The sequence below is a fragment of the Rhizobium sp. AN68 genome (genome assembly GCF_030758035.1).
GTDB classification, from domain to species: Bacteria; Pseudomonadota; Alphaproteobacteria; order Rhizobiales; family Rhizobiaceae; genus Agrobacterium; species Agrobacterium tumefaciens.
In genome coordinates this window covers 2,083,854-2,110,415 of record NZ_JARWMI010000002.1, presented here as the reverse complement: position 1 = coordinate 2,110,415, position 26,562 = coordinate 2,083,854, and the positions used below count along the sequence as shown (strand labels likewise).

Here is a 26,562-nt window from a genome sequence, read left to right as displayed (position 1 = left end):
ATTCTCTTCCTCTATCGCACTCTCTGCCGCATATTGCCGAAGCTTGTCCCGGATAATTTCAATCATGTCCTGACCTCAAGATCAGACAGACGCCCCAAAGGCATCACCGCGCCTTCCAGCGCCCGGAGAAAGGCATTCGCAGCCTTGTGCTTGTACACAGGCTTCAATGCAGTAAAATCCCTGCGTCGCAATCCGAAAAGGGCATCCTCTTCGATCCTCATACCGACCGTCAGCCAATCAAGTCCGCTCCATTCGACCTTGCGAAGTGCTACCAGATCCATAAGTGCCCGAAGAGGCTGCGCAACAAACGCAATCGAGCCGTTGAGCGGGACACGGTCAACACTCGTCATGAACCGGTAATCGTTGATCGCCAGAGGATGATAGCTGAAGGTCCCAAACCCGGTCGTCGAAAAAATCCTGGCTTTTGCGACCAGGTGAGACACTGGCGGTAACAAACACCGCCTCTGGAATCCATCCATGGAACGACAGTGCTGTTTCGAAAGAGATATAGCTCCCCGGCACGAGGTTTTGGGCGACGGCAAACGGATGAACCGGGTAACGTCGATAGCGTCGCGCCAGCACATAACAGCCACGCTTCAAGCGGATGAGGAGACCCGTCTTTCAAAGCGCGGTTGACAAGGCCATAACGGCGCGCGTCACTGCCGCCCAGCAACTCGGCGAGTTGCCGGTCATTCAGAAACCGATCAGCCAATCCGGCTGCAGAAATCTGGTCTACCAACGAAGACATAATTATTGATACTTCCAATTTATGAAAGTTTCAAGAATTTTTATAGTCTTGCGACAAGTGCCGGAACCTGTCCCCATTCACTGAACCCAGCCCGAGAGCTTCTTCTCGATGGCCTGACAGGCCGAGCTGTGCTTTCCAGCATCGGGAAAAGAGATCCCTAGTGGCCTGCTATCACAACGCGGGAGCATCATAGAAAAGATCACGACAGTTCAGCCAAAGAGGGCAGTCTGGTCTGCTGCTGGCCGGTATTGTTGAAAAAGTCCGGGGCGCCCTTTTAAGCAGACTTATAGCAAAATCGTCCGAATGAAATTCCTCGAATTTGCCCATTCACGTATGAAATTCGCGATATGCGGCCGTTCTGAACACTGTCGGCGCAATATGATTTCAAGATCTGCCCTCCCAAGAAGAGCCCAAGGACTTTTCAACAGAAGCCACCCAAACCAGTCATGGGACCCTTTTCGACAACAACATTGGTTTTCAACCAACTGATGACTGCGTCTGCATTCTTTTCCGGCGGATGCACGGGATAAAAGACATGCCTGATGACACCCGCTTGGATAATCATCGTTAGCCTGCGTAACAGGGTCAGACCGCTTGCTTGGAACATCGGTAAGCCAAATGCCGATGCCAGACGGAGCGAATGATCGGAAAGAAGTGGGAACGGAAGGTGAAGCCGTTCCGCAGCCTCGCGTTGATATTCCGTGGTCTGGGTTGAGAGGCCGAATAGATCGCTCGCGCCTGCGCCTTCAATTCGGCGAAATGATCGCAGAACGCACAGGATTGCGTTGTACATCCTCTCGCGCCAGATATTGCATCCCACCCGTCAAGGGCGTTACCTCCCCGGTGGGCTTGTCCGAGGATATGCGAAGACTACAGATAGGCCCGGACCACAAAGGTCCACTGTGGTCCCATCTGTCGCCTGCAAAGCAACGCGTGGCACTTCCATTTCAAGCAGATGCTTAACTGCTCCATCGTCTTGGGGAACCAATTCGATCCTATCGTTTCTCGGGCTGTCATCGGCGATTTCCGCCCTGAAGGTCACGATCGGCCCAAAAGCAACCGTCTCTGTGCCCGCACACCACAATACCGAATAGGCGTACAACATAGTTATAATGTTTTCGCAAACTCATTATAATCGGATCGGCCGATGAAACATATTGACCTCGTCTACAGAACGGCGTTCGTTGAACTCGCCCAACGGACATCCCCAGAGGGCTTTGTATTCGGTCCCCGATGATAAAAAACCGCTAGCAGCCCGTCACTACCAGCGGATTCTTTGCAAACATTTGTCCACTATGACCCTTTGGAATACTCTCTTATCGGTGCGGTCTGCGGCGCTGGCCATGTCATCGGATCGTGTGAAATCGATTCACCAATGTCATGTTCGTCGACGTGCAGAAGAGTCAGATGGATTTTTCGCTGCAAGTCTCGCCGGAGCGCCTTTCGCGCGATCCATATCTGGTCTTTGAGAATTCCCCTTGGGGCAACATCAGGATGTTCTCGGAGATATTGCGCGATGATCGAGCATCGTACGACTTCGTCCAGCAGTTTCGGTCGAAATCCGTCATGGGATTTATCGGGATGCACATTCGAAAAAAATACACGACCTTGCTCGACCAAGGCGCTTGCCTGCCAGGCAAGACGTTCTGCGGCAGAGGAGACAGCGCCAGAGCTTTTAGTAAACGAAGCTCGCCAGAAACATCGAACTGATCCGCTATAGGCGGTTTGGTGATGATCTGCTGATGTTGGAACTGGTGCATGTGCCGAAGACCAGCAAGCTCAATAACCCTAAAATGGTAGCCGAGGCGAAAAGTCTAAGTTCATCGCAATCCACACCTCATACCAGTTCGGAAAACGACCCCTATCTCAGCCAGAGAATGAGTTACCGCCTCTCGCAGTCCTCAGCGGAACTCCGGGATATCTACGACGCTGTATACCAGTTCCTGATCGGTCTCGGTGACGATGTTCAGGTAAAGGAATTGAAGCTTTACACAGCCTTCAAGCGGCTGAAAAACTTCGTCTGCATGGAGATTTACCCACAGGCGCGAACTGTGACGCTTTTCCTCAAGCTCGAGCCAAGCTCGGTGGCGCTCGAAAGCGGCTTTACGCGTGACGTGAGTAATGTTGGCCACTTTGGCACCGGCGACCTACAGGTCACGCTGAAGTCTATGGCGGACTTTGAGAAAACGCAGCCGTTGTTGCTAAGGGCGTATGAGGGTGGTTAGCCTGTTTTCGTATTGGCAGCGACGAACAGTTATGCACAATGACTGGTTGTCAGTTTAAGGGCGAGTGCCGTATGAACCAGCTCTCTATAAAAGACCGATTGCTTGCAGCGCGCCGAGTGCTCTTCGGCCAAGGCGACAACGCTGTAATATGTAGTTTCTGCGGAAAATCCCGGCAGGACGGCGTCGGCAATATCATTGCCGGACCAGGAGTGGCGATCTGTGCCTCATGCGCGCGATCGCCATGGACTGGGACCTCACCGACAATTTTCCAAAGATAACCGGCACCACGATCGACACGTTCTCGATCTTTTATCAACATCAGGCATGCCTGCTCCCACAACATCGGCGCCAGATTGATGATGAACTCCACTGGTGCGCTGGGGAATTAAACGCAGAGCTTATAGGATGGAATTATGGCTGGGCAAAAGGTGATTTCGTTGACGGGTTGACCGTTTACGTGCGAACCAGAGACAATATGAATATCGCTATCTTCAGAGAGACATTCACCCAGACCTACCTCCGTCTGGCGTCAGCCGAAGTGGCTTCACCACGCTCCGCCACACTGGCGGCACCTTGGACCAGCGAAATCCTCTAACCAGCGCACGTATCAGTGCAAGCACCCTGATTGCTGGTTATGAGAACGCCCGCACGAACCTCAAAATTCGCGCATGCCGAGAGTGATCTGAACCCTTCAAACTGGACCGTTTTTGGTTAGAGTTTTCCGGAGCATTTTCCTGGCTGGGAAAGGAACGGAAGACGATGAAAGCATCGCAGTTTTCGGACGCACAGAAGGCGTTCATTCTGAAGCAGGGTGATGAAGGCGTGTCGGTGGCGGAGATCTGCCGGAAGGCAGGGATCAGCCAGGCGACCTATTTCAACTGGAAGAAAAAATACGCGGGCATGCTGCCGCCAGAGATGAAGAAGCTGAAGCAGCTCGAGGACGAGAATGCGCGGTTGAAGAAGATCGTCGCGGACCTGACGCTGGACCGTGAGATGTTGCAGGATGTTATTCGGCGAAAGCTCTAAGGCCTGCTCGGAAACGCGAGATGGTGAAAGGCATGTGCCGGGATTGGATGATCTCGATCCGGCGCGCCTGTGGGGCACTGAACTTCGATCGGTCGACCTACCATTACACCTCTCGCCGTGCCGATCAGGCCGGTCTGGAACGTCGGATTCGTGAGATCTGCGAGATACGTGTTCGCTACGGCTATCGTCGCGTGCATGTACTGTTGGAGCGCGAGGTTTGGGAGACCAACATCAAGCGAACCTATCGCATTTACAGAGACTTGGGCCTGCAACTGCGTAACAAGACGCCGAAGCGACGGGTCAAAGCCAAGCTGCGGGAAGATCGGAAAATGGCCGTCGGACCGAACAATGTCTGGGCCATGGACTTCGTTCACGACCAACTCGCGACCGGCAAGAAACTGCGGGTGTTCACGGTGATCGACACCTTCTCGCGCTATGTGCCGGTGCTTGATCCACGTCACAGCTATAGAGATGAAGATGTCGTGCAAACCTTGGAACGGGTATGTCGGAAAGTTGGCTATCCGGAAGACGATCCGTGTCGATCAGGGCACCGAGTTCGTATCCCGCGATCTCGATCTCTGGGCCTACGCCAAAGGCGTCACTTTGACTTCTCACGCCCGGGCAAACCGACCGACAATGCGTTCATTGAAGCGTTCAATGGCCGCTTCCGCGCCGAATGTCTGAATCAGCACTGGTTCCTGACCCTTGCGGATGCCCGCGAAAAGATGGAGGATTGGCGTATAGACTATAATGAATTTCGGCCGCATGGTGCGATCGGCAATAAGGTGCCGATCTCGCTGATGAAATCAGGAGGCTCAACCAGCCCGCCTCCCTGAATGAAGCCGGAAAACTCTAGCCTCAGTTGGTCCAGAAACCTGGGGCGGTTCAGCTAGAATGACTATTCTTACGCGTTATGGTAGCAGTATGGGATGCAGGTTAGGGAGGTCGGCTGTGCTGAGATGTTCATTTCTATTGGCTAGTATAGTTTCAGCTGTTCCAGCGTTTGGACATTGCTTGACCCCAAATGAAACCAAGCAGGGCGTGCTCCTCACCAGAGAGCAGCCATTCTTCTCCGTCTTCTACAAACCGACGCAATCAGGGTTAACCGAGCAGCGCCTGATGGTACGGCGCGGTTCACTGGAGCCAATATCGGCGGAATATCTGCACCCCTTGCTCGTCACCAAACGGATCAGCGCGAAGGGCGTACAAGAGCTGACCTACTCGGATGCGACGACGCTCGACGATTTGCCACTAAAGCGAAATTGGCGATCCGGTACAACGCTGTTCCTGAATGGTCAGAAAACGGTTGCGGGCACAATCACCATCACCTTCGAAAGATGGGCCGAGGAAACAATCGGATCATGCTCGTATCCGGTTTGGGTGGTGAAAGACCGCATGGAGCTGCAAGGACTGTCTCCGATAATCTTTGAACAATATTACTCTCCCAGCTTGGACCTCGTGCTTCGCTCGATTAGACTCGACCCGTCGGGACATCCTATTAGTGAAGTCCGATTTGACCGGTTTCAGATTGGTTGGAGCAACTGACACCTGGTTTCGAGCAGGCCTGTCAGCGTATCGATTGGAAGAGAATAGAATTCGAGAAAATCTCTATCGCCTTGAAAAATCATATGACACCGATTTCGAGCTTGGTAACATTGCTGGCAAGATCGCCGACGAAGTCAACGGTCAAACAATATGCCTCGGGCCTTCCCACCAAAAAGAAGTTCGCAAAAAGCGAAGAAATTCAAGGTTGAGGGAATTGGCGAGTTCGACATTCGAAACTTCGCTGAATTGTATAAAGTCGGTGCTTTTCGGTTGGGGGATCAACGAAGAATGAAAACGATCATTATCGCTGTAGGAACGGCCCTTTCTTTATCAAACACTGCTTTTGCGTTTGAACCGCGTATAGAAGGGTTGATCGGTCAGTACGATGCCCATAACGATATTTGCCGTGGCTCATCTGGCGATGAAAAAGCCACGCGGTCTGCCTGCGATTCTCGCGGTGAGGTCTCGATGCTGCTGGGTCGTGAAGGCTTGTGCTACGGTAAGGGCGGACAAGCCGGATACCAGATGAAATGGCATAAGTGCGGCAAGGGTTCGATTAGGCAGTAGCTGGTAGCGCTGATGTCTCGTCCGCCCCCCTTTACGACTTGGAACATCATCTTGTTCGCGATGATCATCGGGCCAATGTTTAGCTCTATTATCGCGGCAATTTTCGCGGTCTTCGTGAAAAGTGAAGAGATCGTTTCAGTGATGTCCCTAGCCTTCCTTGGTTGGCTATTTGGTTTGATACCCGCGTTCGTCTGTGGAGTGTTGTTTGCCAATCTTCGGGGTTGGTTCGGGACGGGGTATTTGTTCGCGGCTTGTTGCGGCATTGTCGGCGTATTACCGTTCATTTATTTGTCCGGTAACTCTCAGCTAAAAAATATCTGCGTCTACCTTTTTGGCCGTTACTATTTGTGGCTTAGCGGCAATTGCTACGCGATTTACGGCTACATTATTTCTGCGGAAATTTGGTGCACGGAACGACTTAGATAAATAACTGTGTCGAGCGTTTTTGCCATATTCGACGAAGCAGCCGTTCCCAAAGTATTCGGTTTCACCGTTCGTGCAATCACCGCAATTGGCGGGCGCAAGAGAGACCATCGGGCCATCGCCGAAAAATCCCAATCGTTGCCACTTGCGACCGCGTGGCAGGGGGCTTCGTACTTCGGCTGCCGGACGCGGTTTTGCGGCTCGGCGGTATCCCAAGGGCACCACTGTACGAACGTCCATGGCGACGGCATCCAGGGAGAAGATATAGCGGCCTGCAGCTATAAGGGACACCCACACCTTGAACGCCTGTAATTTTGACGCTATATTACGTCAATATCTTTGGCTAATCAGAGGAGGCGATCATGGCTCTCGCACAATATGCTGACAACGGGCTGTTCGCGCCAGGAAAAATCGCTGACGTTCTTCATACAACAAGCGACGATATCGCCCGCAGTGCCGGGTTGGGCAAAGATGCGGTACAGCGCAAAGAACGCATCAAGTCCGAAAAAACCCAACGGCGACTACGCGAAATGATCGAAGTCATCAACAAGGTTGAGGCCCGTTTCGGGTCCGCGCTGATGGCATATGCTTGGTATCGTTCACAGCCTCTCTCAGGCTTCTCTGGCCACACGGCAATGCAGCTTGTTCAAGACGGGCGCGCTCACGAAGTACTCGAATACGTCGACGCGATAGACGCCGGCGTGCATGCCTGACCACCTGATGCACTACCGGGGCAAGCTCTACCGGGCGCTTAATCCCGTATTCGCTCGTGAGCCCCTCTCCGGACGAGGAGCCGAGCTTTATGGCGGCAGATTCAATCCGAAAGGTATGCCTGCCCTCTACACGTCAGTGACAGTCATCACGGCACTGAAGGAAGCAAATCAGGCTGGCAGCTTACAGCCTACAACTCTCGTCTCCTACGATGCGGACATAACACCGTTGTTTGATACGCGCGATGGCGCCCTGCTTCATGATCATGGCATTGAAGCTCAAACCCTCGGCACCGCGACCTGGCGAGACGACATGAATGTCTTCGGTGAAGCACCCACACAACGTCTTGCCCGGACTCTGAAAAACGAGGGCTTTTGCGGTTTAATAGTCAGGAGCTTTGCTCCGGGTGCGACTGATACCGACCTCAACGTCGTCCTCTGGACATGGGGAGACACTCTCCCACATCAGTTGATCCTGATAGATGATGAGCAGCGCTTGTCACGCTGAAACCGCAGTGAAATCTCCGCGGGCGGCAAGAATGCGTCTGAAACACCCATTACAATGGGTCAATTAATTGAAAATCCACCGTAAATGACCCACTGGAATGGGTCAATATACACAGCCTGACGCCCATGCTGCGAGACGGAGGACATCAAGTCCGGCTCGCCACTGTATTCGATGGCAGGAGCAAAGATGGCGGCGTGGAAACGAGCCATTCGCCGCCTGCCCCGCTCTATCAAGACTTCATATTCAATAACTCAGGAAACTCGTAGTACCTCAGCCGCTTGTCACGGCAGCGGTAATCATTCTTTGAGGAGTCCACGCTCACGTTGTGTTTTAAGGCTACGCCGAGGCGACAGGTTGCCCCTGCAATAAATATCGCCATCATGTTTTACTTCTGAAACCTCCATCAAACCTACGATAAAAATACGATTAGTACTGAAACTCTTCAGTGAAACAATTCACATCGTGGTCCACGCACTGCATCGGAGTCACACCAGGGGGCCAACTTCGACGCCTGAAGCTCACCGTGGAGGTCTACCATTGACCGTTGTCGGCCGACCCGGCAACCTCATACGATGACAGCGACCAACAGTTTCATTTCCGGGTTCAACCGGAGCGCATGTTTGATTGACCACGATGCGCTCCACCCTTAAAAGGAAATCTCCTCCATGCTTTGCAACAGACCGCAATGCACACTGCAGGATTGGCTTTCCGCAACCTCGGGGTGGGCGGGACTGGTTGTGGCGATTTTCGCTGCTTATTATGTTTATCACCAACTTTCGGAGCAACGTAAGCAGACGGCATTTCTCATAGGCGACGGAACCCCAACCATTGAGGTTTTCCTGTGCTCGATGCACGGCCAGAGAGCTATTTTCAGAATCGTCAACTGGAATAGGCGAGTCTTTTCAATTCGACGCATCAAGATTGAAATTCCGGGTTTCATCACAAAACCGCCGATGAGATTGGTTTTCTTCGAGCCAAATTCGGAAGCGCCAGTCGAGAAACTCCCCGCGCCTATTCGGCCGAACGGCTACCTAAAGGAGGTTCATGCCGCTAACGGCTGGCTTGATCGGCAAGCGGCTCCACACGTGCTAGACTTCGAGATTCACTTTGAAGATGGTGATGAGGATTTCTCCGAGCTTTTGAAGCACGCGACTGTAGCAGATCGAGCCCGGGTGCACGTCTCGTGTCACTACGAAGACGGGCTTGGCAAAAGTGAAACTCTCTCCATCAGCCTCGAAGCTCTCGATTTTCTGCCGAACAGCATTAAGCGGTCGGACTTTGATATGGCCGAATAACTTGCGTTCGCGAACTGCGTGGCCAGTGAATTGCGCGCAAATTGCGTTCACAATCAAGATAGCCGGAAGGCCGCGCATACAAGGATTTAATGGGTTGTCGAACTGCCTTTTTACCACCATTCCCGTTAAACTGGATCGAACATATCCCTGAATTCCGGATCGGCAAAGTAGGCAAGCTTTTCAGCAAATATTGGTCGTTGCCCGGCCAGAAACAGCAATTGTCCGTTCGCTGGCAGATTGCGCACCTCATCAGGGGTGAGCAGCGGGCGGCCGGTATGCTGTTGGCTGTAGGAGATCCCGGTCTTATCGGAATCGAGCGCTCTCGCCATCGTCTGGAACACGACCGTCTCCTGCCCCAGCAAATCAGAGATGAGGCGGGCGCTGTCATGATCGTTGATGCCGAAGACCTGCAGCACGCCGGCATTTGACAGGAAGGTTCCGGCGCGGTGACCGTACGTGGCACGCAGCTGATGGATGTCCTGGAGGATGGGCCAAAGCTGGACACCATAGCCCGCCATCAGACCCATCGCGCGTTCGACTGGTGCCAAATGCCCAAGGGATGCGAACTCATCGAGCAGATAGAGAACCGGTGTCGCCGGCTTTGTCGGATCGCGGGCCATTTCGAGCAGGCTTTGCGAGACAAGCAGGCGCAGCCAGCGTGAATAGGTCGAGAGGCGATCAGGAGGAAGCACGAGGAACACCGTCACATTGCTGTGCTTGAGATCGGCAAACCGAAAATCCGAGCGGCTGAGGACGGCCGTCATGCGCGGTGAATCAAGAAAATGCGTATGACGCTGGGCTGCGGACAGAACGCCTGCAGCTTCGCGATCGGATTTTCCGAGGTGGCGGTTTGCGGCGCGCGCGACAAGACCTCTTGCCGCATCGCTCTCCTGCATACGCTTGAGCAGTGCTGCAAACTGTTCCGGAGCAAGGGTAAGATAGTCGCGAAGTGTCGCGAGGTGCCTGCGTCGCAAAGGCTCCGCCGAAACGATCTCGAGCAGCAATCCGGCAATCAGCGCTTTTGCTTCCTCGTTCCAATGCGCCTCGCCCGCCATCCCCGGCTCGTCGAACACGAGAGCGTCTGCAAGGGTACTGGCGTCATCGGCGACATCGAGGCTGTGGGGATCAAGCAGGGCCAGGGGATTGAAGGCTGCCGAGGGTATGCCGGTGACCCCGAAAGGATCGAGCACATGAACCGGGCCGAATTGCTGGCGCGCACGGCCGGTGATCCTTGCATTCTCACCTTTCGGATCGACGCAGATAAGGGAACGGTCGGCGGTCAGCAGGTTCGGGATGATCGTGCCCACACCCTTGCCGGTACGCGTCGGTGCCATCGTAAGCAGATGGGCCGGGCCATCATAGCGCAGAGGCCTGGCCGTTTTCGTATCACGACCGATCAAGAGACCGGAACCGGATGAGGTGAGAGCGGCTATCTCCTTATGTGTCGCGAAGCGGGCGGAGCCATGGGTCTCATCGTCGCTATCCCCGAAATGCAAAATCAGTGGAGTGGTGATGAACCAGAAGGTGATAACGGCAAGCGCCAGCAGGGTTAAGAGACCTGGGATAATGTAGACAGGCGAGCCGTGCCCGAAACCCATTTGATCAAGGAAGTGAGCGCCACCCATGCCGATCACAAACGTGACGATGAACAGGATGAACATAAATCCGAGGAGCCGTTTCCAGATCCGGAAGGGCATGGCAAGCAAAGTAAGAAATGCCCAAAGCGGATCACGTGCTGCGGCTCGCATCATGTTTTTGAATGCGTCCCTGGCAAGTCGCAATCGGTTCATGGAGCACCCTGCACGCCGTCACCAGTCTCTGCTGTGCCCGGCTGCGTTGGTCCGATCAGATCGGCAAAGAGCGCCTTGTCATTGTCGCGCGTGAGAAAGCCCGGTAGTTCGCGGCGCAGCCATTCACCGAGTTGCCTGCTGAATTCCTGATCATTCGATGTCTCCAGATGATGCAGAACGAGCGCGCCAATCAGGACCTTGCGGCGCATATCGTTGTTGCGCTCGGTTTTCGAGAGACGGGCCTTGAGGGCGGAACGTTGCGCATCCAGTTCAGCCAGGCGCTGTTCGATGGTTTTCCTTGCCACGATTGTTCCTTCCGATTGCGGTCGCACCGGAACTGCCGCTGTTGACCGCGGCTTTGCTCCTGGAAGACAGACCAGTTTCTATGAGGAGATCGACATAGCGATTGTGAGAGCAGGTTTGACCATAGGGTTCATGAGGCTGTAGTCGCCGTCACCTGAGTACAGGAGACTTTGTGCTACCCCGTGAATCTCAGTCGCTGGAATTTGCGGCTTGTCCTGCGGCCTGTTCGAGCTTTTCGATGTGCTCACGGCAAAGCGTCTCAACCAGCTTATGAAGTTCCGCGGTCCGCTCCTGAAGCCAGGTGAGCGCCTCTTCGGAAACCTCGAAACGTTTCGAATAGCGTGCCTTGACGTAGGCCTCATTCAGGATGTTGTACCATGTGGTAAATCGCTGCCGATCGCGCGGCCAGATGTCGATCAAACGGTGATCACGACCTTCGGAAAGTCCACGCAGGAATTTGAGGTTGTGCGACGCAGGCGAATAATTTGTCAGTGTCAGGAGGTAGCAGTTGTAGGCGGTCTCCACAGCCTGATGAAGTGTAAAGGCTGCTAGATTAAGGTATCCTGACTTCAGGTAAAATCCGACGCCTTCGAGGAATCCCACTGCATTTTTGAACTGCTTTTCAAAATGCTCCTCTGCCACCCTGAGTGCATCAGCAGGTTTGAGCGGTTTCGGTTCAGCCAGCGGCCTATCGTCGAATTCGTAAAGCACGATGCCTTCACGTGCGAGATCGACAAAGAAGGGTTGGCCATCATTCAAAAAGTTGCTGATCTCGCGGGCGCCATGCACGATAAGGCCGACGGGTGTCTCGATCTCCTTGTCCCACATCAGCCGGTCTGTTGCCTTGTCCCAGTACTTGGGATCGGCCAATTCCTTGTTGCTGACGATGACAAGAATGTCGAAGTCCGAGCGGTAGCCTTTCGACGTATGTGGTTCATCCACCCAGGTGCCACGCGCGTAAGAACCGAACAGAATGATTTTGAAAATCCGTCCATCCTTCTTGGCGTCCGACTTCGAGCGCTCGACCAGATCAGCAAACTCTTCCTGGATAATTCCGACGACGCGCGCGAGCTCGCGTTGCTTTCGTTCCGGCAAATGCTCAAGGCTGGTCTTCATGTCTGCTCCGTTTCTGGACGGTATCCTGTATGGTCCATTGTAAACTTCTTTGAAACTCCGATTTTTGGCAGCCGCCAATCGAATGCTTGTCTCCCGCACGCGCAATCTTCAGGCGCGTTGTCTGCGCCCTCTCCTGTTTGCCGAGCCGCGCCTGCAATATCTTCCTCCACTATTCCAGCTCGCTTGTCTCTTGTCCTCTGTCCCTGATCCGTTGTGCGATCAGCCTGCGCCTATCGCCCTCCCCGGAATGATGCGTTTGCATGCCTATTCAAACACGAGCAATTGCCACTTGGCGACTACTACTTTTAGTAGTCGAAATGCCCGTTCGATGTTGCTAGCGTCGCCACCGGTAAACAGACAAGGGCGCACTTACGACTTGCGGCGCCTTTGAGCGTTTGGTCTCCCCGTTTGCGTATCGGAGATTTCGTTTGGCGATTTATCATCTCAGCACCAAACCTGTCTCGCGCTCATCCGGTCGCAGCGCCGTCGCATCTGCCGCCTATCGTTGCGCGGTTCTTCTCGTCAATCATCGCGATGGCCTTGTGCATGACTTCACCCGGAAAGAAGGTGTGGAGCATAGTGAGATCGTGCTGCCGCAAGGCGTGTCTGCCGACTGGGCTTTGGATCGCTCGAAATTGTGGAATGCTGCCGAGTTTGCAGAAAAGCGCAAGGATGCCCGTGTCGCGCGCGAATTCGAAATCGCGCTTCCGCATGAGCTTTCGGTAGAAGGGCGACTTAAGGCTGCACGCGCCTTTGCTCAGGATCTGGCAAACCGCTATGGCGCGGCCGTGGATTTTGCAATCCATTCGCCAAGCGAGCATGGTGATATCAGGAACTACCATGCGCATGTTCTGATGACGACGCGACAGGTTGGGAAAGCCGGCCTTGGCGGGAAGACTGTTCTTGAGCACAAGAACGCACGGCTGCTGGCAAATGGCATGGCGACGACCGACATGCAGCTTCGCGATATCCGGCAGTCATGGGAAGGCATCGCCAACCGTCAGCTTCAACGCGAAGGCCTGGATGTTCGCATCGATCATCGCTCGCATATTGAGCGCGGTCTTGAGTTGTCGCCGACCGAACATATGGGCGTGCATGCGTCGCAGATGCGCCAGCAAGGAATGGCCGTCGAGCGCGGGCGACTGGATGACGAGGCAGCACGGCAAAATGCCGAGCTGATCCGCCAAAAACCCGAACAGGTTCTGACGCTGATCAGCCATGAGAAGAGCGTGTTCGATCGCCACGACATTGCCAAAACCTTGCATCGCTACATCAATAATGACGCCCAGACATTCCAGAACGCCTTTGCATCTGTCATGGCATCACCAGCGCTCGTGGAACTTCAGCCTGAGCGCATCGATGCCGAGACAGGCGAAGTGTCCAATGCGCGCTATTCGACGCAGGACATGATCGACCTGGAACTTGGCATGGCGCGATCGGCGAACCGGTTGCATCACGCGCAGTCCCATGGCGTCGATCCTCACCATGTCGATCGAGCCATGGAGAGGCAGGATAACGCCATTCGCAAAAGCTCCAGCGGACCGTCGGCTGCGAGCGATCCGTCAGCGGGATTGTCGGACGAACAGCGTCATGCGATCGCGCATATTACAGGTCCAGAACGCATCGCCGCTGTGGTCGGGTTTGCCGGTGCTGGAAAGTCCACCATGCTGGCAGCCGCTAGCGAGGCGTGGGAGGCGCAAGGCTATCAGGTCCATGGTGCGGCACTTGCCGGAAAGGCTGCCGAGGCTCTTGAGGAAAGTTCCGGCATAGAGAGCCGCACGCTTGCGTCATGGTCTTACAGTTGGGACCATGGTCGGGATCTGATCGGTCGCGGTGACGTGTTCGTCATTGACGAGGCCGGCATGGTCGGGAGCCGGCAGCTTGCCCGGTTCATCGGAGAAGCGGAAGAGCGCGGCGCAAAGATCGTTCTTGTCGGGGACCATGAGCAGCTGCAGGCAATCGGGGCCGGTGCACCCTTCAGGGCGATTGCCGAGCAGATCGGCCATGTCGAACTTTCCGGGATACGCCGCCAGCGCCAGGATTGGCAGAGACAGGCATCGGTTGCCTTTGCGACCCACAAGACGGCCGAGGGCCTCGCCGCCTATCGCGATCACGGCGCCATCCACTTTGCGGACAGCCGCGACAAGGCGATGGCAAAGATCGTGCGTGATTATGTCGCCGATAGCGAAGAGCATCCGCACGGCACCCGGGTTGCCATGGCGCATCGCCGAGCCGATGTGCGCGCCCTCAATGCCGCTATTCGCTCCGAGCTTCAGAACAGACAAAGGCCGGAGGCCAGACACGGGCTGAGCACCAGTGCAGGGCGTGGGAATGGTGAGGACCGTGTGGGTGGTGAGGCCGGTCGCGAACTAACCTTCCAGACCAATAACGGCAAACGCGCCTTCGCTCCCGGCGACCGGATCATCTTCCTCGAAAACAACCGCGACCTCGGCGTCAAAAACGGCATGCTTGGCACGGTCGAGCATGTGGAGCCGGGCAAGATCATCGCCCGGCTCGATGGTCGAGGTGGCGACAGTGTCAGCATTCCGACAGACAGCTATCAGGCGATCGACCACGGCTATGCGACGACGATCCATAAAAATCAGGGGGCGACAGTCGATCGCGCCTTTGTGCTGGCGTCCCGCACCATGGATCGGCATCTGACCTATGTTGCCATGACCAGGCATCGCGACGGCGTGCAGCTCTATGCGGACATCAAGGAGTTCACCAATGCGGGCCGGCTGGTTGATCACGGCATTGCGCCCTACGAGCATCATCGCCAGGCGCGAGAAAACTATTTTGTGACGCTGGAGAATGACAAGAGCGAGCAGCGCACAGTGTGGGGCGTCGATCTCAAGCGGGCCATGCGAGATGCATCGCCAAAGATCGGTGACAGGATTTCCCTGCAGCATGAAGGCGCCACGCCTGTCACGCTTCCGGATGGCACAAAGGCCGAGCGCAATGCATGGCGTGTCGTCAAGGGTGACGCGTTGGCGTACGAGCAGCTGACAAGCCGCCTGTCGCGTTCCGGCGCGAAGGAAACCACACTGGATTATATCAGCGACTTTGCCGAGCGGCGCGGGATCGCAAGCGACCCATGGATCGTAAACGACCAAGGGATCGGGCAAGAGTTTGGGGTGAGAAGCGAGATTGAACTTGCTTCCGCCAAAGATGAGCGTCAAGAGGTCTTGTCCCGTGCGGCCCATCTGCAACGGGAGCAGCAGGGCCGGCCATCAGAGCGTCAGCAGGTTTACGAGGAACGTGCCGGCGATCTGGCCGGCCCTGTTCACCGCGAAGATCCTCGCAATCAGTTCGCCCGAAAACTTGATGACGGACGGCGCGACGACCGGATAGAGGACAGCAAAGGATATCGCCGCATCCGGTGGTCCGAGGTCATGTCGCAAGACGGCGCCATCCCTGCCCCCGCAGAAACTGTAGTCCAACAATCGCTGATGGAAACCGGCAAGCCAGCTCCGCTGGTGCCAGCGATCACGCGTCACCACCGCAGCATCGAAGAGGTGGCCCGGGAAAGAGCGATGTCTGTCATCGACCAGAGATCCGATACGGTCGAATCTCTGGTGCGGCACGTGTTCCGCGACCCTGTCGAGGTCGCCACGAGACTGCGCACCGCGATGACCGAGAAGGAAGGCAATGGCAACATCATGGCAAAGGCCATGGCCGAGCAGCCAGAGCGCTTCGGGGAGCTACGCGGCAAGTCGGGTCTGTTCGGAAACAACAAGGAGCGGAAAGAGGCGCTGCAATATGCCAGGTCTTTGTCTGCCCATATTGGCTACGTCTCCGAGGCATGGGAGCGGCGGCTTGGCGAAGAACGCGCGAGCGAACAATGGCAGCGTGAGCAGCGTGACGTCATCGAGGTCCCTGCCCTCACGCCGCGCAGCACCGAGATCCTTGCCCAGGTGGAAAAGATGCCGTTGGAGAAACGGAGCCAGTTTATCGCGGAACTGCGATCGTCATCTGAGGGCCGAGCCGCGCTTGATGAAGCCAAGCGGGTGGCCGAAGCGCTCACGCGGCGGTTCGGTAGTTACGATCCTCGCAGGTTCGCCAGCGAGCTCGAGGAACGCCCCGAGCTCGCAAAACAGACCGAGCAGATCCAGACGATCGCCCGCATGGTGCATCGTGCACGCCATGCCGAGCTCAGCCATGACCACGCGCTGAAACGGCAGCTCGTCCGATCTCGAGGGCTTGGGTTGAGCCGATAGTGGGGAGCCGACAATTACATTAGCGTTGTTTAGCGGCCCCGCCTTGGAAGCGCGCTACGCTTCCAAATTTTGTGGGCGTCGCGATGGACTTGACCCGTCGCGACCGGAGAGAGCATTCCGTTTCTGACGTGTTTGCGTGTAGGGGTGCAGAACATCTCGATATAATCGAACATGTCCTGGCGAGCTTCATCGCGTGAACGCTCGACACTGCCGCGTATCCGAAGCGAAGCCGTGATCCCTTCATCGGCCGGAGGGGCAGGCCTCGAGTCGTCACAACACTGCGAGGGGCTCAGTTGCGGAACCAATCTTTATCCCAACGTTTCGTTCCGCCCTCGAAAGGGGGGACCCGAAAACCCGCCGCAATTCTTTCCATCGTGAAAAGTTATAAACCGATAATAATTCAATTTGTAATTGACGAAATCGTCCGCAATAATATCGATTTGTCTGCGAGTGATTTTCGGGAGCGAAATGTATCAACACAATATCCTTGTCGGCATGCCCGCTGCCTTAAAATTGAAACGTGCTACTCGTGGGCTTGAAGACGCGCGCGGCGTCCGAGCTAACCGCAGGAAAATCATAACCTTTTGAAGTTGGTCGGATTTGTCCGTCCAAGATAGTGTCCTCGCTGGAAACATGGTGATGTCTAGGAGAGAAAACGATGTCGTACAAGGTGTCCGGTTGTAGAAATAACGAGCAATCTTGGGAAGAAGAAGGTCGGTGGAATGCGTGAATGGTTATCCCCGATAATGCCGAAACGAAAATCAAAGTACTTTGACGAGAAAATGCGAACTGATCAAGCAGATAGAGAACCGGTGTCGCCGGCTTTGTCGGATCGCGGGCCATTTCGAGCAGGCTTTGTGAGACAAGTAGGCGCAGCCAGCGCGAATAGGTCAAGAGGCGATCGGGAGGAAGGACGAGGAACATACGACGTCACATGACAGTTTATCCCTGTGTGTGCAGCGAGCTCGCGCAATTCCATCTCTCACCTCTCCGAAATACCGCGCCACATCATTGTCAGATACTGGACGAAAAAATCGACATTGCGTAGTTTTGAATAACAATTGCATCCATCGAAGCGATTTGGCAATTCGTCTCCCACGATTTGATTCAAACTCGGATACGTCGCCGTTTCAACCGATCGCACAGGAGAAACCCTTTGCTGATACTTGAGATCGTCATTTTTTTAGCGGCCCTGATCGCGGTTAGCCTTCTGGCTGTACAACAGATTGTTACGCAGGTTCGGGAGTATCGATTCTACAAGAAGAACGGTGGCGATTTTTCTGTCGACAGCGACATGGATCGCGTCAGACTTGACAGATCCATGCACTACAACGACCTCCGCCTCACGAACTGGCAGCGATTTTATCTCTTCCGTCCGGCCTGTATCGCCATGCTCGTCTTTTTTTGGGCGATGATGATAGTCTCTCTGCTTTAACCAAAGCACCGGGCTTCTATGTCAGCAGAATGGCGAAAAGGTTTTCTCCTCCGGAGGCGTTGCTTCATGCAGAACAGATCACGCTGGCCGAACATCTCCTAATATGCTTGCAGGCACTATAAGATCGTATAGTTAGGTGTCGTCGTGAAAATGTTGTGCTTTGGTTACCCTTGTGCCGGCCAGCGAACACATTCCCGCACCCTTCCAGCACATCCATGATCCGCCCTCAGTGGGCTCGCCCGCTATTACCCGATCGTATAGTTCGATGCTACGCCGCGAAGTTGTGTGACTGTCGCTTGCGACAAGAAACCTTTGCCCAGATATTCAGCAAAGCTGTATGAGAATATGCCACTTCGTTCTATCGCCTGCACCAGATTGGTATCACCAAAGACAACGAGGTATTCGTGATCCTCCGGCGCCCAGATCCAGAGATCATGACCTGAAAAATGGATCAGAAGGCCATAAGGCGAATTTTCAAACAGTGCGTCAAGCACCAACCCTACCGGTTGCGGTGAAAATTGGCGCGGAGGCTGACCGAACTCGTAAGCAGCGAAATCAATCTCGTCACTACCGATACGCGCGGCGACAAGAGCGATTTCCTCCCCGCTTGGAAATTCGGGAAAAATCCTCGCCGCGAAATTCCTGTTTCGGATGGCCTGATGATCCAGCGCGCAATCTTTTCCAATGAAGTCTGAAATTACGATAATCCTCTCCAATCGCCGTGGAAGCCAATACCACCCAGACCGATATCTCTCCTATTGAGACGAAATGACAGCGTCACCGGGAGCAACTCGCTCATTTGGAATCCCTCACAAAGGTTTCAATCTCGCTCCGGGATAACGATAAAACACGGCCCGCAGGGAAACGCTCGATAGAAACGGCAGCCTTATCCTCGCTATTGAAAGCCAGATCGAAAGTGGAAGCGAATATCCGCGCCCATCCCTCATTATAGGTTGCACCTTCAACATAAATGACGCTCATCGAGGGCCAACTCACCTGCTTTTTGGTTTGCGGATTGGTTACCTCAGCACTGCCAGTTAAAACCTCCCGAGTTTCAAGGGGCGGGGCGTTGCTGCCAGGAGGAGATTGAAACTTAAATCTGTAGGTTCCACTCTCAGGGTAAACAACATCCACGATAGAGGCAGGCGACGACACGCTTATATGGAACGCCTTTTCGCGAGCGTCCAAATGTCCCGAATCTTCAGCTAGGGCGCGCCATTATCATCAGAAACCTGACGACCAGATATAATTACCGCCCCACCTTCTTTATTCAACGGCTCATCAACGGATATAATCAAACGGGTCGAGAATTTCGGCTCTTTCGTCTGGCTTGATGACGATGATACAGTCAAAGCAAAAAAGACGGCTAAGCTGACAGCATTCTTCACGATTCTCATCCCTACCGATATTCCTCAGTTCAAATCCATTCGCTTTGCAGCGGTTTTAACGAGCTTTCTTCGTCGACAAAGTTTTTTTCATTAGTCCTGATATTCCGATCAGGAAGTATTGGAATGCGACCTGCCGGGTCGGCGTCTCAACGATGTGAGGCTCCAGACTGGATGCCAGGAAGTGTTGCACTTCCTCTGTCGAAGGAAGGCAGTTTTGCGGGTGTAACTTGCGTTCGCAAATGGGCATTTCGGTTCCTCCGGTGAAGAATACACCACCACAGACTGCCCCTCATTGTCATCGCAATCCCAAATTTGATGCCACACTAATACATCTCCATGTCGCCCTCTCTTTGTACACTGAACGCAACCCCGGATTTCCGCGCCCGGCCACCGGCCATCCGGAACACAAACGTGCTTGATGCAAGCCTCATGTTTCGCTTCCGGAAAATCCATCAACATTATGATAAAATGAAAATAACTACGAAACGCGAGTGAGAAAGCCAACCTCTGCACCCAAGCGCCGTGATGCATCGGCGTTACATTCTGGTGCCGACTTCAGGGCCTGAAGCCCACCTCGAAGGTCTGGGATTGACGCCCGTCAGCCGACCCGGCAACCTCATACAATGACCGTGACCAACAGTTTCATTGCCGAACTTGTTCGCGACGCCAACAGGCTCGATCACCTCGGCGGCTATCAGAAGCGGCGAATGCTCGAACGGGCCGTCACAACAATCCGCGACATGCGCGAAACAATCGGCATTCCGCCCGGCCCGGCCGCGACCGCCTCCTCGAGATCCAAACCGTTGCCCTCTCGATCGAGCTCGGGTGGCGCAGCGAAGCATGGATTGCCGAATCTGACGCGTTTCTCCATCGGCAAAATAGAACCCTGATGTCAGCCCGAACAGCTACTGGATGGCATTGCCGGGCGGAAACCCGATTTCATCCAGTTTTTCAAGTTCACCGCGTTCTTCAAGGATCGCCATAGTGGTGGTGAGTTCGTTTAAATTCATGAGGCTTAGCAAGCTCAACGTTCACCATCGTCAAATCGATGCGTCCACCATTGCGTATACTCCATCTCGTCAACACCGTAAGGAGCTTGCAGATAGGGATAATCCCAAGCCTCGTAACGCAGAGGCTTGAGAAAATCGTTGACTGCGCGGTACGCAGCGGGGACTCGCCCCTTGTTCAAGTCGCCGAGCACAGGCCGGGCGCCCGCCTGGAAAACGACGCCTCCCTCGTAGGGATGGAGGACAATCTCGTCTCCAAGCACGTCTCTTGCTTTCTCTAAGCCACCGACGCGCTCCAGTAGCTCGTCGTTGATGGCTGTCAACCAATTCACGTCTCGGATCACATCGGTGCGACGCAATATTTCCAACGTGAAATTGCTGCCATCTTCGTAAAGAAGGCCTGGGAACCGACGAAACAAGGGATATGCCTCCTCAGTCGCACCTGCCGCATAGGAATAGAAGAAAAGCGACATGCCGGACACTGCATAAAAAACCCGAAGATCGCGGCAAGCGTCAACAAAGAGGCGAACGACGCCGGTTGGATTGCGTGATAATTCCGATAGCCGCGTCTGATACATCAGCCGTCCGTTACCACCGCGGTAGCCGACGCTTGGAAGAAGGACAGTGAAGTAGTCGTGAACCGGATCGGTCGAACGCAACGCCTGCTTTGGCATGTGCCTGATATAGAAGCTCGCAGTCTCTGCCTCGTCAAAATATTCAGCTTGTGACAGATAATTCGCGACGTCATCCCGTGACGAGATACGGCGTACACGCTCGTTAAAGGACAACAAATTTGCGTTGCCTTCCGCAAGGTCGTAGTAACGTAGCGCCAAATAGAGCATGGCTTGGCGTGTACGCCGTGTTTCACCTTCCGCAAAATAAAAACCGGACGTTAGGCCAAACAGCCATTGGATAGCATTGCCCGGCGGCAGGCCGATCTCACCCAGCTTTGCCGAGTTCACCGCGCTCCTCAAGGATCGCCATCGCGGTGATGAGTTCGCCAATATCCAAAAAACCACCCTAGCGCTCGCCACCATCAAACCGGCGTATCCACCATTCGGTGTACTCCATCTTATCGACATCATGTGGCGCTCTGAGATAGGCACGCTCCCAGTTCTCATAACGCAGAGGCTTGAGAAAATCGTTGACTGCACGATATGCAGCAGGCACCCGGCCTTTGTTCAGGTCACCGAGCACTGGCTTGTTTCCGGCCTGGAAAACGACACCGCCGTCATAAGGGTGAAGGATCACTTCGTCACCGAGTACCGTTCGTGCCTTGTCAAGGCCGCCCACTCGCTCGAGCAACTCATCGTTGACGGCTGTCAGCCAGTTCACGTCGCGGATCGTGTCCGTCCTGTCTCGTATCGCCAATCCGAAACGCGCGCCATCCTCGTAAAGCAGCCCGGGAAACCTACGAAAAAGAGGATAGGCTTTTGCCGTTGCGCCCGACGCGTAGGAATAGAAAAAGAGCGACAAACCCGATACGGCATAGAAAACCTGCAGATCGCGGCAGGCGTCAACGAAAAAACGGACCAAACCATCCCGATCGCTCGACAGCGCCGATAACCTTGTCTGGCACATGAGATGTCCATTGCCACCGCGATAACCGGCGCCGGGAAGGAGAGCAGTGAAGTAGTCGTGGACCGGATCCGTCGAACGCAACGCCTGTTTTGGCATATGCCTTATATAGAAACTCGCCGTCTCCTTCTCGTCGTAATAGTCGCCCTGTGACAGGTATTCCTCGATCTGTCTTCCTGTTGAGATACGTCGTGTCCGCTCATTAAACGACAATAAATTGGGGTTACCCTCCGACAGATCGTAATAACGCGTTGCCAAACCGAGCATGGATTGCCGTATCTGACGGGTTTCTCCATCGGCAAAATAGAACCCTGATGTCAGCCCGAACAGCCATTGGATGGCATTGCCGAGCGGCAACCCGATTTCATCCAGTTTTTCAAGTTCACCGCGTTCTTCAAGGATTGCCATAGTGGTGGTGAGTTCGTTTGAATTCATGAGGCTTAGCAAGCTCAACGTTCACCATCGTCAAATCGATGCGTCCACCATTGCGTATACTCCATCTCGTCGACACCGTAAGGCGCTCGCAGATAGGGATAATCCCAGGCCTCGTAACGCAGGGGCTTGAGAAAATCGTTGACTGCGCGATACGCAGCAGGGACTCGCCCCTTGTTCAAGTCGCCGAGTACAGGCCGGGCACCCGCCTGGAAAACGACGCCTCCTTCGTAGGGATGGAGGACAATCTCGTCTCCCAGCACTTCTCTCGCCTTGTCGAGACCACCGACCCGCGCCAGCAGTTCATCGTTGACGGCTGTAAGCCAATTCACATCACGGATTACATCGGTGCGCTGCGAAATGATTAACCCAAAACGGATGCCATCCTCATAGAGAAGGCCGGGAAATCTACGGAACAAGGGATAGGCTTTTTCAGTTGCTCCTGCCGCATAGGAATAAAAGAAAAGCGACATCCCCGAAACGGCATAAAAGACCTGAAGATCACGGCAGGCGTCAACGAAGGAACGCACGACACCTACTGGATCTAGCGATAGTTCCGACAACCTCGTCTGGTACATCAGGTGCCCACAGCCGCCACGATACCCAATACCGGGAAGAAGCGCCGTCAAATAGTCGTGGACCGGATCGGTCGACCGCAGAGCTTGGGCAGGCATGTGTCTGATATAGAAGCCTACGGTCTCCTTCTCATCAAGGTAATTGGCTTGTGCTAGATGTCGCTCAATGTCATCTCTCGAAGACAGACGGCGCGAACGTTCACTGACCGTCAGCAGATTGGTGTTTCCTGTCGTCACATCGTAGTAACGCGCGGCCAGATCGAGTGCGGCTCGTCGTATCCGTGGTGTTTCACCACCTGCAAAATAGAAACCAGCAGTGAGGCCAAACAGCCATTGAATCGCGTTGCCCGGCGGCAAACCGATCTCGCTCAATTTCTCGAGTTCACCGCGCTCTTCGAGGATTGCCATCGTGCCGACTAGTTCATTTAAATTCATAATATTATCCTACCAGCTTGGTATCGGAGGTCGACGTCCACCAGGGAGCCTCGGGCCTGGCAACGGAAGCCAGATCGGCGGGCCATTCTCAAGGCCTTTTTTGAGCTGTCGCCATCGTTCTTCGGCCTCCCATTGACGTTCCTGTTCGCGCTGCCTCACGGATTCCTCGCAATTGTCACATTCATCCAGCACCACGAATTCCCTGTATCTAGCCCTGTGACGCAATGCGATAGCCTCATATGCGGCATTCTTCGTGGGATCATTCGGAAACTTATCCCCCGGAAACTTCATATCGTACATATGGGTCATCTGGCCGTTCTCGACTTTCACCACATCGAGCCAGCGCGAGCCACGCACATTGAACCATCGCGTACCGCCCCAGGGCGCCCTGCGGGGAACCTTAGGAATGTCGTGTTCCTCTCCCTGCAGAATAATATTGCCGGGCGGTTTGTCCGGGAACGTGTTTTTTGGATTGTTCGGGTCCCAGAATCCAAGCTCCGAAATATAGCCGTAATTGGTGCGCGGATCGCCGACCGGCATGCTGCCACCAAGGACCGTGTTTGGATATTGCGCCTGGATCGTTGCATCGACACAGCGTTGGTAGCGACCCGGGCTTGCCTCGTCGTCGCGCGGCAAAACCTGATCCATCCATTCAAGCCCCTCGGTAACGCTGTTTCTGGGGCGATGCAGCGCATAACATCGGCAGCCCACCTCGCAAAGATAACGTTCAGGATGGCCTTCAGGCAGGTCGGTCTTGTAGCCACCGACCGAGACGGTGTTTCCTTTGTTGAGGAGCATTTTGTCGGTAAGGCGCGTTACTGCGCGGCCTTGCATGAACACATTGGGAGACCAGGACAGGAACGTCGCCTCATGCAGATGTGTGCCCGATTTGACCCCTCCCGACGAACCGGGCTCGTCACCGATCGATTTGGCGAACCGGGAGCCGCGCACGCCGTTCATCGCCCCGCCATGCGAAAACACCGTGGTGGTGCCGTCGGCAAGGTCGCGGGCAAATGCGGTATTCGTGTATGGCACGGGCAACGGCTTGGGCGGGGTCAGGCATACATCCGGCAACGTCGAGCGAACATAGCCATTCGAGTTTTTGTGGCAGAGCGTAATCCCATTGATGCGGATTGTTTCCTTCATGCGTTTATCCTGCCGGTTTCGATGTCGCGCTGGACGCTCTCCACAATCGTTGCTGCTCTCAACCCATCGCGGGAACTGGCGGACAAAAGGCTGTAGAGCAATTCCTCACCCCTCGGTTCTGCCTTTTCGACGCGCGATCCAGGAGGGGGCCCAAGCGCAAGCGCCGCCATCACAAGCCCGCTCGCAGCCCCGAGGTCACCCATTTGAAGCGACGGGATTTCCGCTTTTTCGGACAGGTCGGCCATTTGCGCGGCGTTGGTCGTAATCGCATATCCGAATTCCTCGGCACGTACGCGATCACCATTTAGATCCACAATAAATCGATCCGGAGAAAAGCCGCCTTCGAGGAGAGCCCCATAACAGCTAGCAAGGGCGCGGCCCATCAATCCGCGCTCGGGATCAATAGGGCTTTCAGGCTCTTCCATGATCGAAAGGCGCGCAATTCGGCCGAGCCGCCTATTATCTTCCGGCCCAAGCGCCAACACAGCCGCAGCCTCGCCGGGAACCATACCGTAGGGGTTGTCCCGGGTGAGCAGTTCACCGTGATAGGCCAGACTGTCGAGCATATCGGAGTGAATATAACTGTCGACAACCGCAACAAGGACAACTCTCCCCGTTCTCCTCACGATTTCCAGACCATCCCGACCAAGAAGTTGCAGGCTTTCCGCCTGTCCGCCAAAGGAAACGGAGAGGGTCTTCACCTGCGCAAGAGGGGTTTGTTTAAGCCTGGCATCAAAGGCCTCGGCGACAACTCCGCCTTCCATCCAATAGGGCAGCAGTAGAAGCATCCCATAATCCACACTTTCCTGTCCGCGCTTCGCCAATTGCGCAAGACAATCGTCAAGCGCGCAGGAGAGTAACGTCCGCAGCCGCTCGACATAGTCCCGCTCTTCCGTCAACGGATAGACCGGCGCAAGGGTCGGTGGTCGCCCGTCCGCCATCACCAGGTTGCGGTCCTTCTCGGTGAACCGTTCGCCGCGCGAATAGGCGGCAATTGCCGTTTCAAAATTTTTGCCCGCAGGGCATGTCAGGCCGGCCGCCAGAATTGAAACCGCCGCTCTCATGAGACCACCCCGGCCATTTGCCTCAATCGAAGGAAAGAGACTTCGACATCCTGGTCGCGACCGCCACATGGTACATGCGCGTTCCATACGAGATCCACGAGACGCTCATCACCGGTAATTTCCACCTGAATCAGCCTGAACCTATGCGTTAATGTCCGGCCAGCAATACGCGTGTCCGCTTCTATGATACATTGCGGCAGGCGAAATTCGTAACTGCCTTCAGCATGTAGACCTTCGAGCCTGACCGGCTCGCCGCCGCGTAGTTCGCCCGGATAGATCTGACCGTCAGGCGCGGTCTGGTGGAATTTTTCGGAGAAATCGGAAGGCAAAAGCGGGGACCGGTGTTTCATCCATGCGTCATCATAGGTGCCGGCGTGGATATACCGCGTTGCCCAGGCCGGCTGAACCGCGCCAAAACCGACCGGCTGCGAAAGCGGCCGATCGGGATGGAAAACCTGCGCAGGAGCCGCTATCTGGGGCACAGCCAGTTCAGCTCCCTCCGGCGCACGCTCGAAATGACGGGACCAGCCGCGGCCAACCGGGTTAGCTTCGCACTCGGCCCCATCCTCATCCGCGAAGAGATCGCTTCCACCGAGCGAACGCGTCCATGACAGTTCGACGCGGGCGGCTCCCTCTCTGTCGGCAACCTCCCAGCCACGCTTTTTTTTGATCATGCGCGCTTCACCACTAACGCTGGCCCGCTTGATCATTGGACCGACCGCAACCGTGACATCGATACTGTCTAACGGCCTTTCATCAGGTGCAAAGGCTGAACCATGGAGAAGAATATCTGCTGCGGGCCGGAAAGGTGCGAAATCAGCATCGGCGAGGAGTTCTTTCGCGTCGGCATCGCGATACACCGGCGAGAGGCGGATAGGCTGCGGCTCAAGAAGATCAGTCATTCCATCGGGACGCGCACGAAACCGCCCGCGCACGGCGACACACCAATACTCCTTGCCGTCTCGATCTCGAACGAAATAGCCGTCCGCGGAGAAGGGCGTGTTGTTGCTGACAGCCCACATGTTG

29 protein-coding genes and 1 pseudogene are annotated in these 26,562 nt (G+C 55.0%); 15 read left to right on the top strand and 15 right to left on the bottom strand.

Going from position 1 to position 26,562, the window contains the following annotated elements:
- Window positions 1-62 precede the first annotated feature (62 nt).
- Together RBH71_RS13005 and RBH71_RS13000 are read right to left on the bottom strand one after the other, a co-directional pair.
- Window positions 63-350, bottom strand: a complete 288-nt coding sequence (locus RBH71_RS13005) for a hypothetical protein (RefSeq protein ID WP_323687375.1) — start codon at window positions 348-350, stop codon at window positions 63-65.
- 819 nt (window positions 351-1,169) lie between these two features.
- Window positions 1,170-1,541, bottom strand: a complete 372-nt coding sequence (locus tag RBH71_RS13000; protein WP_323687374.1) for a redoxin family protein — start codon at window positions 1,539-1,541, stop codon at window positions 1,170-1,172.
- Window positions 1,542-2,155: 614 nt separating this feature from the next.
- Here RBH71_RS13000 and RBH71_RS12995 point away from each other — a divergent pair.
- The 12 genes and pseudogenes from RBH71_RS12995 (at window position 2,156) to RBH71_RS12945 (ending at window position 9,047) form a co-directional block, all read left to right on the top strand.
- Complete coding sequence (locus RBH71_RS12995; RefSeq protein WP_142851488.1) at window positions 2,156-2,458, top strand: hypothetical protein; 303 nt, start codon at window positions 2,156-2,158, stop codon at window positions 2,456-2,458.
- Window positions 2,434-2,973, top strand: a pseudogene (locus RBH71_RS12990) (DUF5655 domain-containing protein); the annotation flags it as partial. The gene RBH71_RS12995 and the pseudogene RBH71_RS12990, both read left to right, overlap by 25 nt.
- Window positions 2,974-3,011: 38 nt before the next feature.
- Window positions 3,012-3,251, top strand: a complete 240-nt coding sequence (locus tag RBH71_RS26660) for a ClpX C4-type zinc finger protein (RefSeq protein ID WP_416349576.1) — start codon at window positions 3,012-3,014, stop codon at window positions 3,249-3,251.
- Window positions 3,200-3,568 carry a hypothetical protein gene (locus tag RBH71_RS12985; protein WP_323687373.1) on the top strand — a complete coding sequence of 123 codons (369 nt, stop codon included), beginning with the start codon at window positions 3,200-3,202 and terminating at the stop codon, window positions 3,566-3,568. Before RBH71_RS26660 ends, RBH71_RS12985 begins: the two co-directional genes overlap by 52 nt.
- A 164-nt stretch (window positions 3,569-3,732) precedes the next feature.
- Window positions 3,733-3,999, top strand: coding sequence for a transposase (locus tag RBH71_RS12980; protein ID WP_027690622.1), 267 nt, complete (start codon window positions 3,733-3,735; stop codon window positions 3,997-3,999).
- A gap of 20 nt (window positions 4,000-4,019) precedes the next feature.
- Complete coding sequence (locus RBH71_RS12975) at window positions 4,020-4,835, top strand: IS3 family transposase (protein ID WP_323687372.1); 816 nt, start codon at window positions 4,020-4,022, stop codon at window positions 4,833-4,835.
- Window positions 4,836-4,923: 88 nt separating this feature from the next.
- Window positions 4,924-5,544 carry a hypothetical protein gene (locus RBH71_RS12970; protein ID WP_323687392.1) on the top strand — a complete coding sequence of 207 codons (621 nt, stop codon included), beginning with the start codon at window positions 4,924-4,926 and terminating at the stop codon, window positions 5,542-5,544.
- A 150-nt stretch (window positions 5,545-5,694) separates the two neighbouring features.
- Window positions 5,695-6,111 carry a hypothetical protein gene (locus tag RBH71_RS12965; protein WP_323687371.1) on the top strand — a complete coding sequence of 139 codons (417 nt, stop codon included), beginning with the start codon at window positions 5,695-5,697 and terminating at the stop codon, window positions 6,109-6,111.
- A gap of 51 nt (window positions 6,112-6,162) precedes the next feature.
- A complete protein-coding gene (locus RBH71_RS12960; protein ID WP_323687370.1) occupies window positions 6,163-6,537 on the top strand; it encodes a hypothetical protein in 375 nt (124 codons plus the stop codon).
- A gap of 359 nt (window positions 6,538-6,896) precedes the next feature.
- The gene (locus RBH71_RS12955) at window positions 6,897-7,247 is read left to right on the top strand and encodes an MbcA/ParS/Xre antitoxin family protein (protein WP_323687369.1); all 351 of its coding nucleotides are present in this window, start codon (window positions 6,897-6,899) and stop codon (window positions 7,245-7,247) included.
- Between the two features lie 7 nt (window positions 7,248-7,254).
- Entirely contained in the window at window positions 7,255-7,752 is a 498-nt protein-coding gene (locus RBH71_RS12950) for an RES family NAD+ phosphorylase (protein WP_080850243.1), read from the top strand.
- A 737-nt stretch (window positions 7,753-8,489) separates the two neighbouring features.
- Complete coding sequence (locus tag RBH71_RS12945; protein ID WP_323687368.1) at window positions 8,490-9,047, top strand: hypothetical protein; 558 nt, start codon at window positions 8,490-8,492, stop codon at window positions 9,045-9,047.
- 125 nt (window positions 9,048-9,172) lie between these two features.
- Here RBH71_RS12945 and RBH71_RS12940 read toward each other — a convergent pair whose 3' ends face one another.
- From RBH71_RS12940 to RBH71_RS12930, 3 genes are all read right to left on the bottom strand, one after another.
- On the bottom strand, window positions 9,173-10,837 hold the full coding sequence (locus RBH71_RS12940; RefSeq protein WP_323687367.1) for a type IV secretory system conjugative DNA transfer family protein: 1,665 nt from the start codon (window positions 10,835-10,837) through the stop codon (window positions 9,173-9,175).
- Window positions 10,834-11,142, bottom strand: coding sequence for a mobilization protein (locus RBH71_RS12935; protein WP_162697292.1), 309 nt, complete (start codon window positions 11,140-11,142; stop codon window positions 10,834-10,836). Before RBH71_RS12935 ends, RBH71_RS12940 begins: the two co-directional genes overlap by 4 nt.
- 187 nt (window positions 11,143-11,329) lie before the next feature.
- Entirely contained in the window at window positions 11,330-12,256 is a 927-nt protein-coding gene (locus tag RBH71_RS12930) for a nucleotidyltransferase and HEPN domain-containing protein (protein ID WP_323687391.1), read from the bottom strand.
- 428 nt (window positions 12,257-12,684) lie between these two features.
- On the opposite strand from RBH71_RS12930, the gene traA reads away from it, so the two are divergent.
- Window positions 12,685-16,476, top strand: coding sequence for a Ti-type conjugative transfer relaxase TraA (traA, locus tag RBH71_RS12925; RefSeq protein ID WP_323687366.1), 3,792 nt, complete (start codon window positions 12,685-12,687; stop codon window positions 16,474-16,476).
- 507 nt (window positions 16,477-16,983) lie between these two features.
- Here the strand turns inward: traA and RBH71_RS12920 are convergent.
- Complete coding sequence (locus tag RBH71_RS12920; RefSeq protein ID WP_323687365.1) at window positions 16,984-17,370, bottom strand: hypothetical protein; 387 nt, start codon at window positions 17,368-17,370, stop codon at window positions 16,984-16,986.
- Window positions 17,371-17,632: 262 nt separating this feature from the next.
- Here RBH71_RS12920 and RBH71_RS12915 point away from each other — a divergent pair, with 262 nt between their 5' ends.
- Entirely contained in the window at window positions 17,633-17,911 is a 279-nt protein-coding gene (locus RBH71_RS12915; protein ID WP_065661980.1) for a hypothetical protein, read from the top strand.
- Between the two features lie 245 nt (window positions 17,912-18,156).
- On the opposite strand, the gene RBH71_RS12910 is transcribed toward RBH71_RS12915, so the two are convergent.
- From RBH71_RS12910 to RBH71_RS12900, 3 genes are all read right to left on the bottom strand, one after another.
- Window positions 18,157-18,627, bottom strand: a complete 471-nt coding sequence (locus RBH71_RS12910; protein ID WP_323687364.1) for a hypothetical protein — start codon at window positions 18,625-18,627, stop codon at window positions 18,157-18,159.
- Between the two features lie 79 nt (window positions 18,628-18,706).
- The gene (locus RBH71_RS12905) at window positions 18,707-18,892 is read right to left on the bottom strand and encodes a hypothetical protein (RefSeq protein ID WP_111851283.1); all 186 of its coding nucleotides are present in this window, start codon (window positions 18,890-18,892) and stop codon (window positions 18,707-18,709) included.
- A 224-nt stretch (window positions 18,893-19,116) separates the two neighbouring features.
- Complete coding sequence (locus RBH71_RS12900; protein ID WP_205590170.1) at window positions 19,117-19,299, bottom strand: hypothetical protein; 183 nt, start codon at window positions 19,297-19,299, stop codon at window positions 19,117-19,119.
- 623 nt (window positions 19,300-19,922) lie between these two features.
- Between RBH71_RS12900 and RBH71_RS12895 the strand changes: the two genes are divergently transcribed.
- Window positions 19,923-20,189, top strand: coding sequence for a hypothetical protein (locus RBH71_RS12895; protein ID WP_233283697.1), 267 nt, complete (start codon window positions 19,923-19,925; stop codon window positions 20,187-20,189).
- Window positions 20,190-20,323: 134 nt separating this feature from the next.
- On the opposite strand, the gene RBH71_RS12890 is transcribed toward RBH71_RS12895, so the two are convergent.
- The 6 genes from RBH71_RS12890 to RBH71_RS12865 all read right to left on the bottom strand — a co-directional run bounded on the left by RBH71_RS12890 (window position 20,324) and on the right by RBH71_RS12865 (window position 26,558).
- A complete protein-coding gene (locus RBH71_RS12890; RefSeq protein WP_323687363.1) occupies window positions 20,324-21,268 on the bottom strand; it encodes a type VI immunity family protein in 945 nt (314 codons plus the stop codon).
- A gap of 58 nt (window positions 21,269-21,326) precedes the next feature.
- Window positions 21,327-22,241, bottom strand: a complete 915-nt coding sequence (locus RBH71_RS12885) for a type VI immunity family protein (RefSeq protein WP_323687362.1) — start codon at window positions 22,239-22,241, stop codon at window positions 21,327-21,329.
- A 92-nt stretch (window positions 22,242-22,333) separates the two neighbouring features.
- Complete coding sequence (locus RBH71_RS12880; RefSeq protein WP_004431500.1) at window positions 22,334-23,326, bottom strand: type VI immunity family protein; 993 nt, start codon at window positions 23,324-23,326, stop codon at window positions 22,334-22,336.
- A 9-nt stretch (window positions 23,327-23,335) separates the two neighbouring features.
- The gene (locus RBH71_RS12875) at window positions 23,336-24,472 is read right to left on the bottom strand and encodes a DUF4150 domain-containing protein (protein WP_111809891.1); all 1,137 of its coding nucleotides are present in this window, start codon (window positions 24,470-24,472) and stop codon (window positions 23,336-23,338) included.
- On the bottom strand, window positions 24,469-25,536 hold the full coding sequence (locus RBH71_RS12870) for a hypothetical protein (protein WP_004431496.1): 1,068 nt from the start codon (window positions 25,534-25,536) through the stop codon (window positions 24,469-24,471). The genes RBH71_RS12875 and RBH71_RS12870 overlap by 4 nt, the downstream gene beginning before the upstream one ends.
- Window positions 25,533-26,558, bottom strand: coding sequence for a DUF2169 family type VI secretion system accessory protein (locus tag RBH71_RS12865; protein WP_004431494.1), 1,026 nt, complete (start codon window positions 26,556-26,558; stop codon window positions 25,533-25,535). The genes RBH71_RS12870 and RBH71_RS12865 overlap by 4 nt, the downstream gene beginning before the upstream one ends.
- Between the last annotated feature and the right edge of the window lie 4 nt (window positions 26,559-26,562).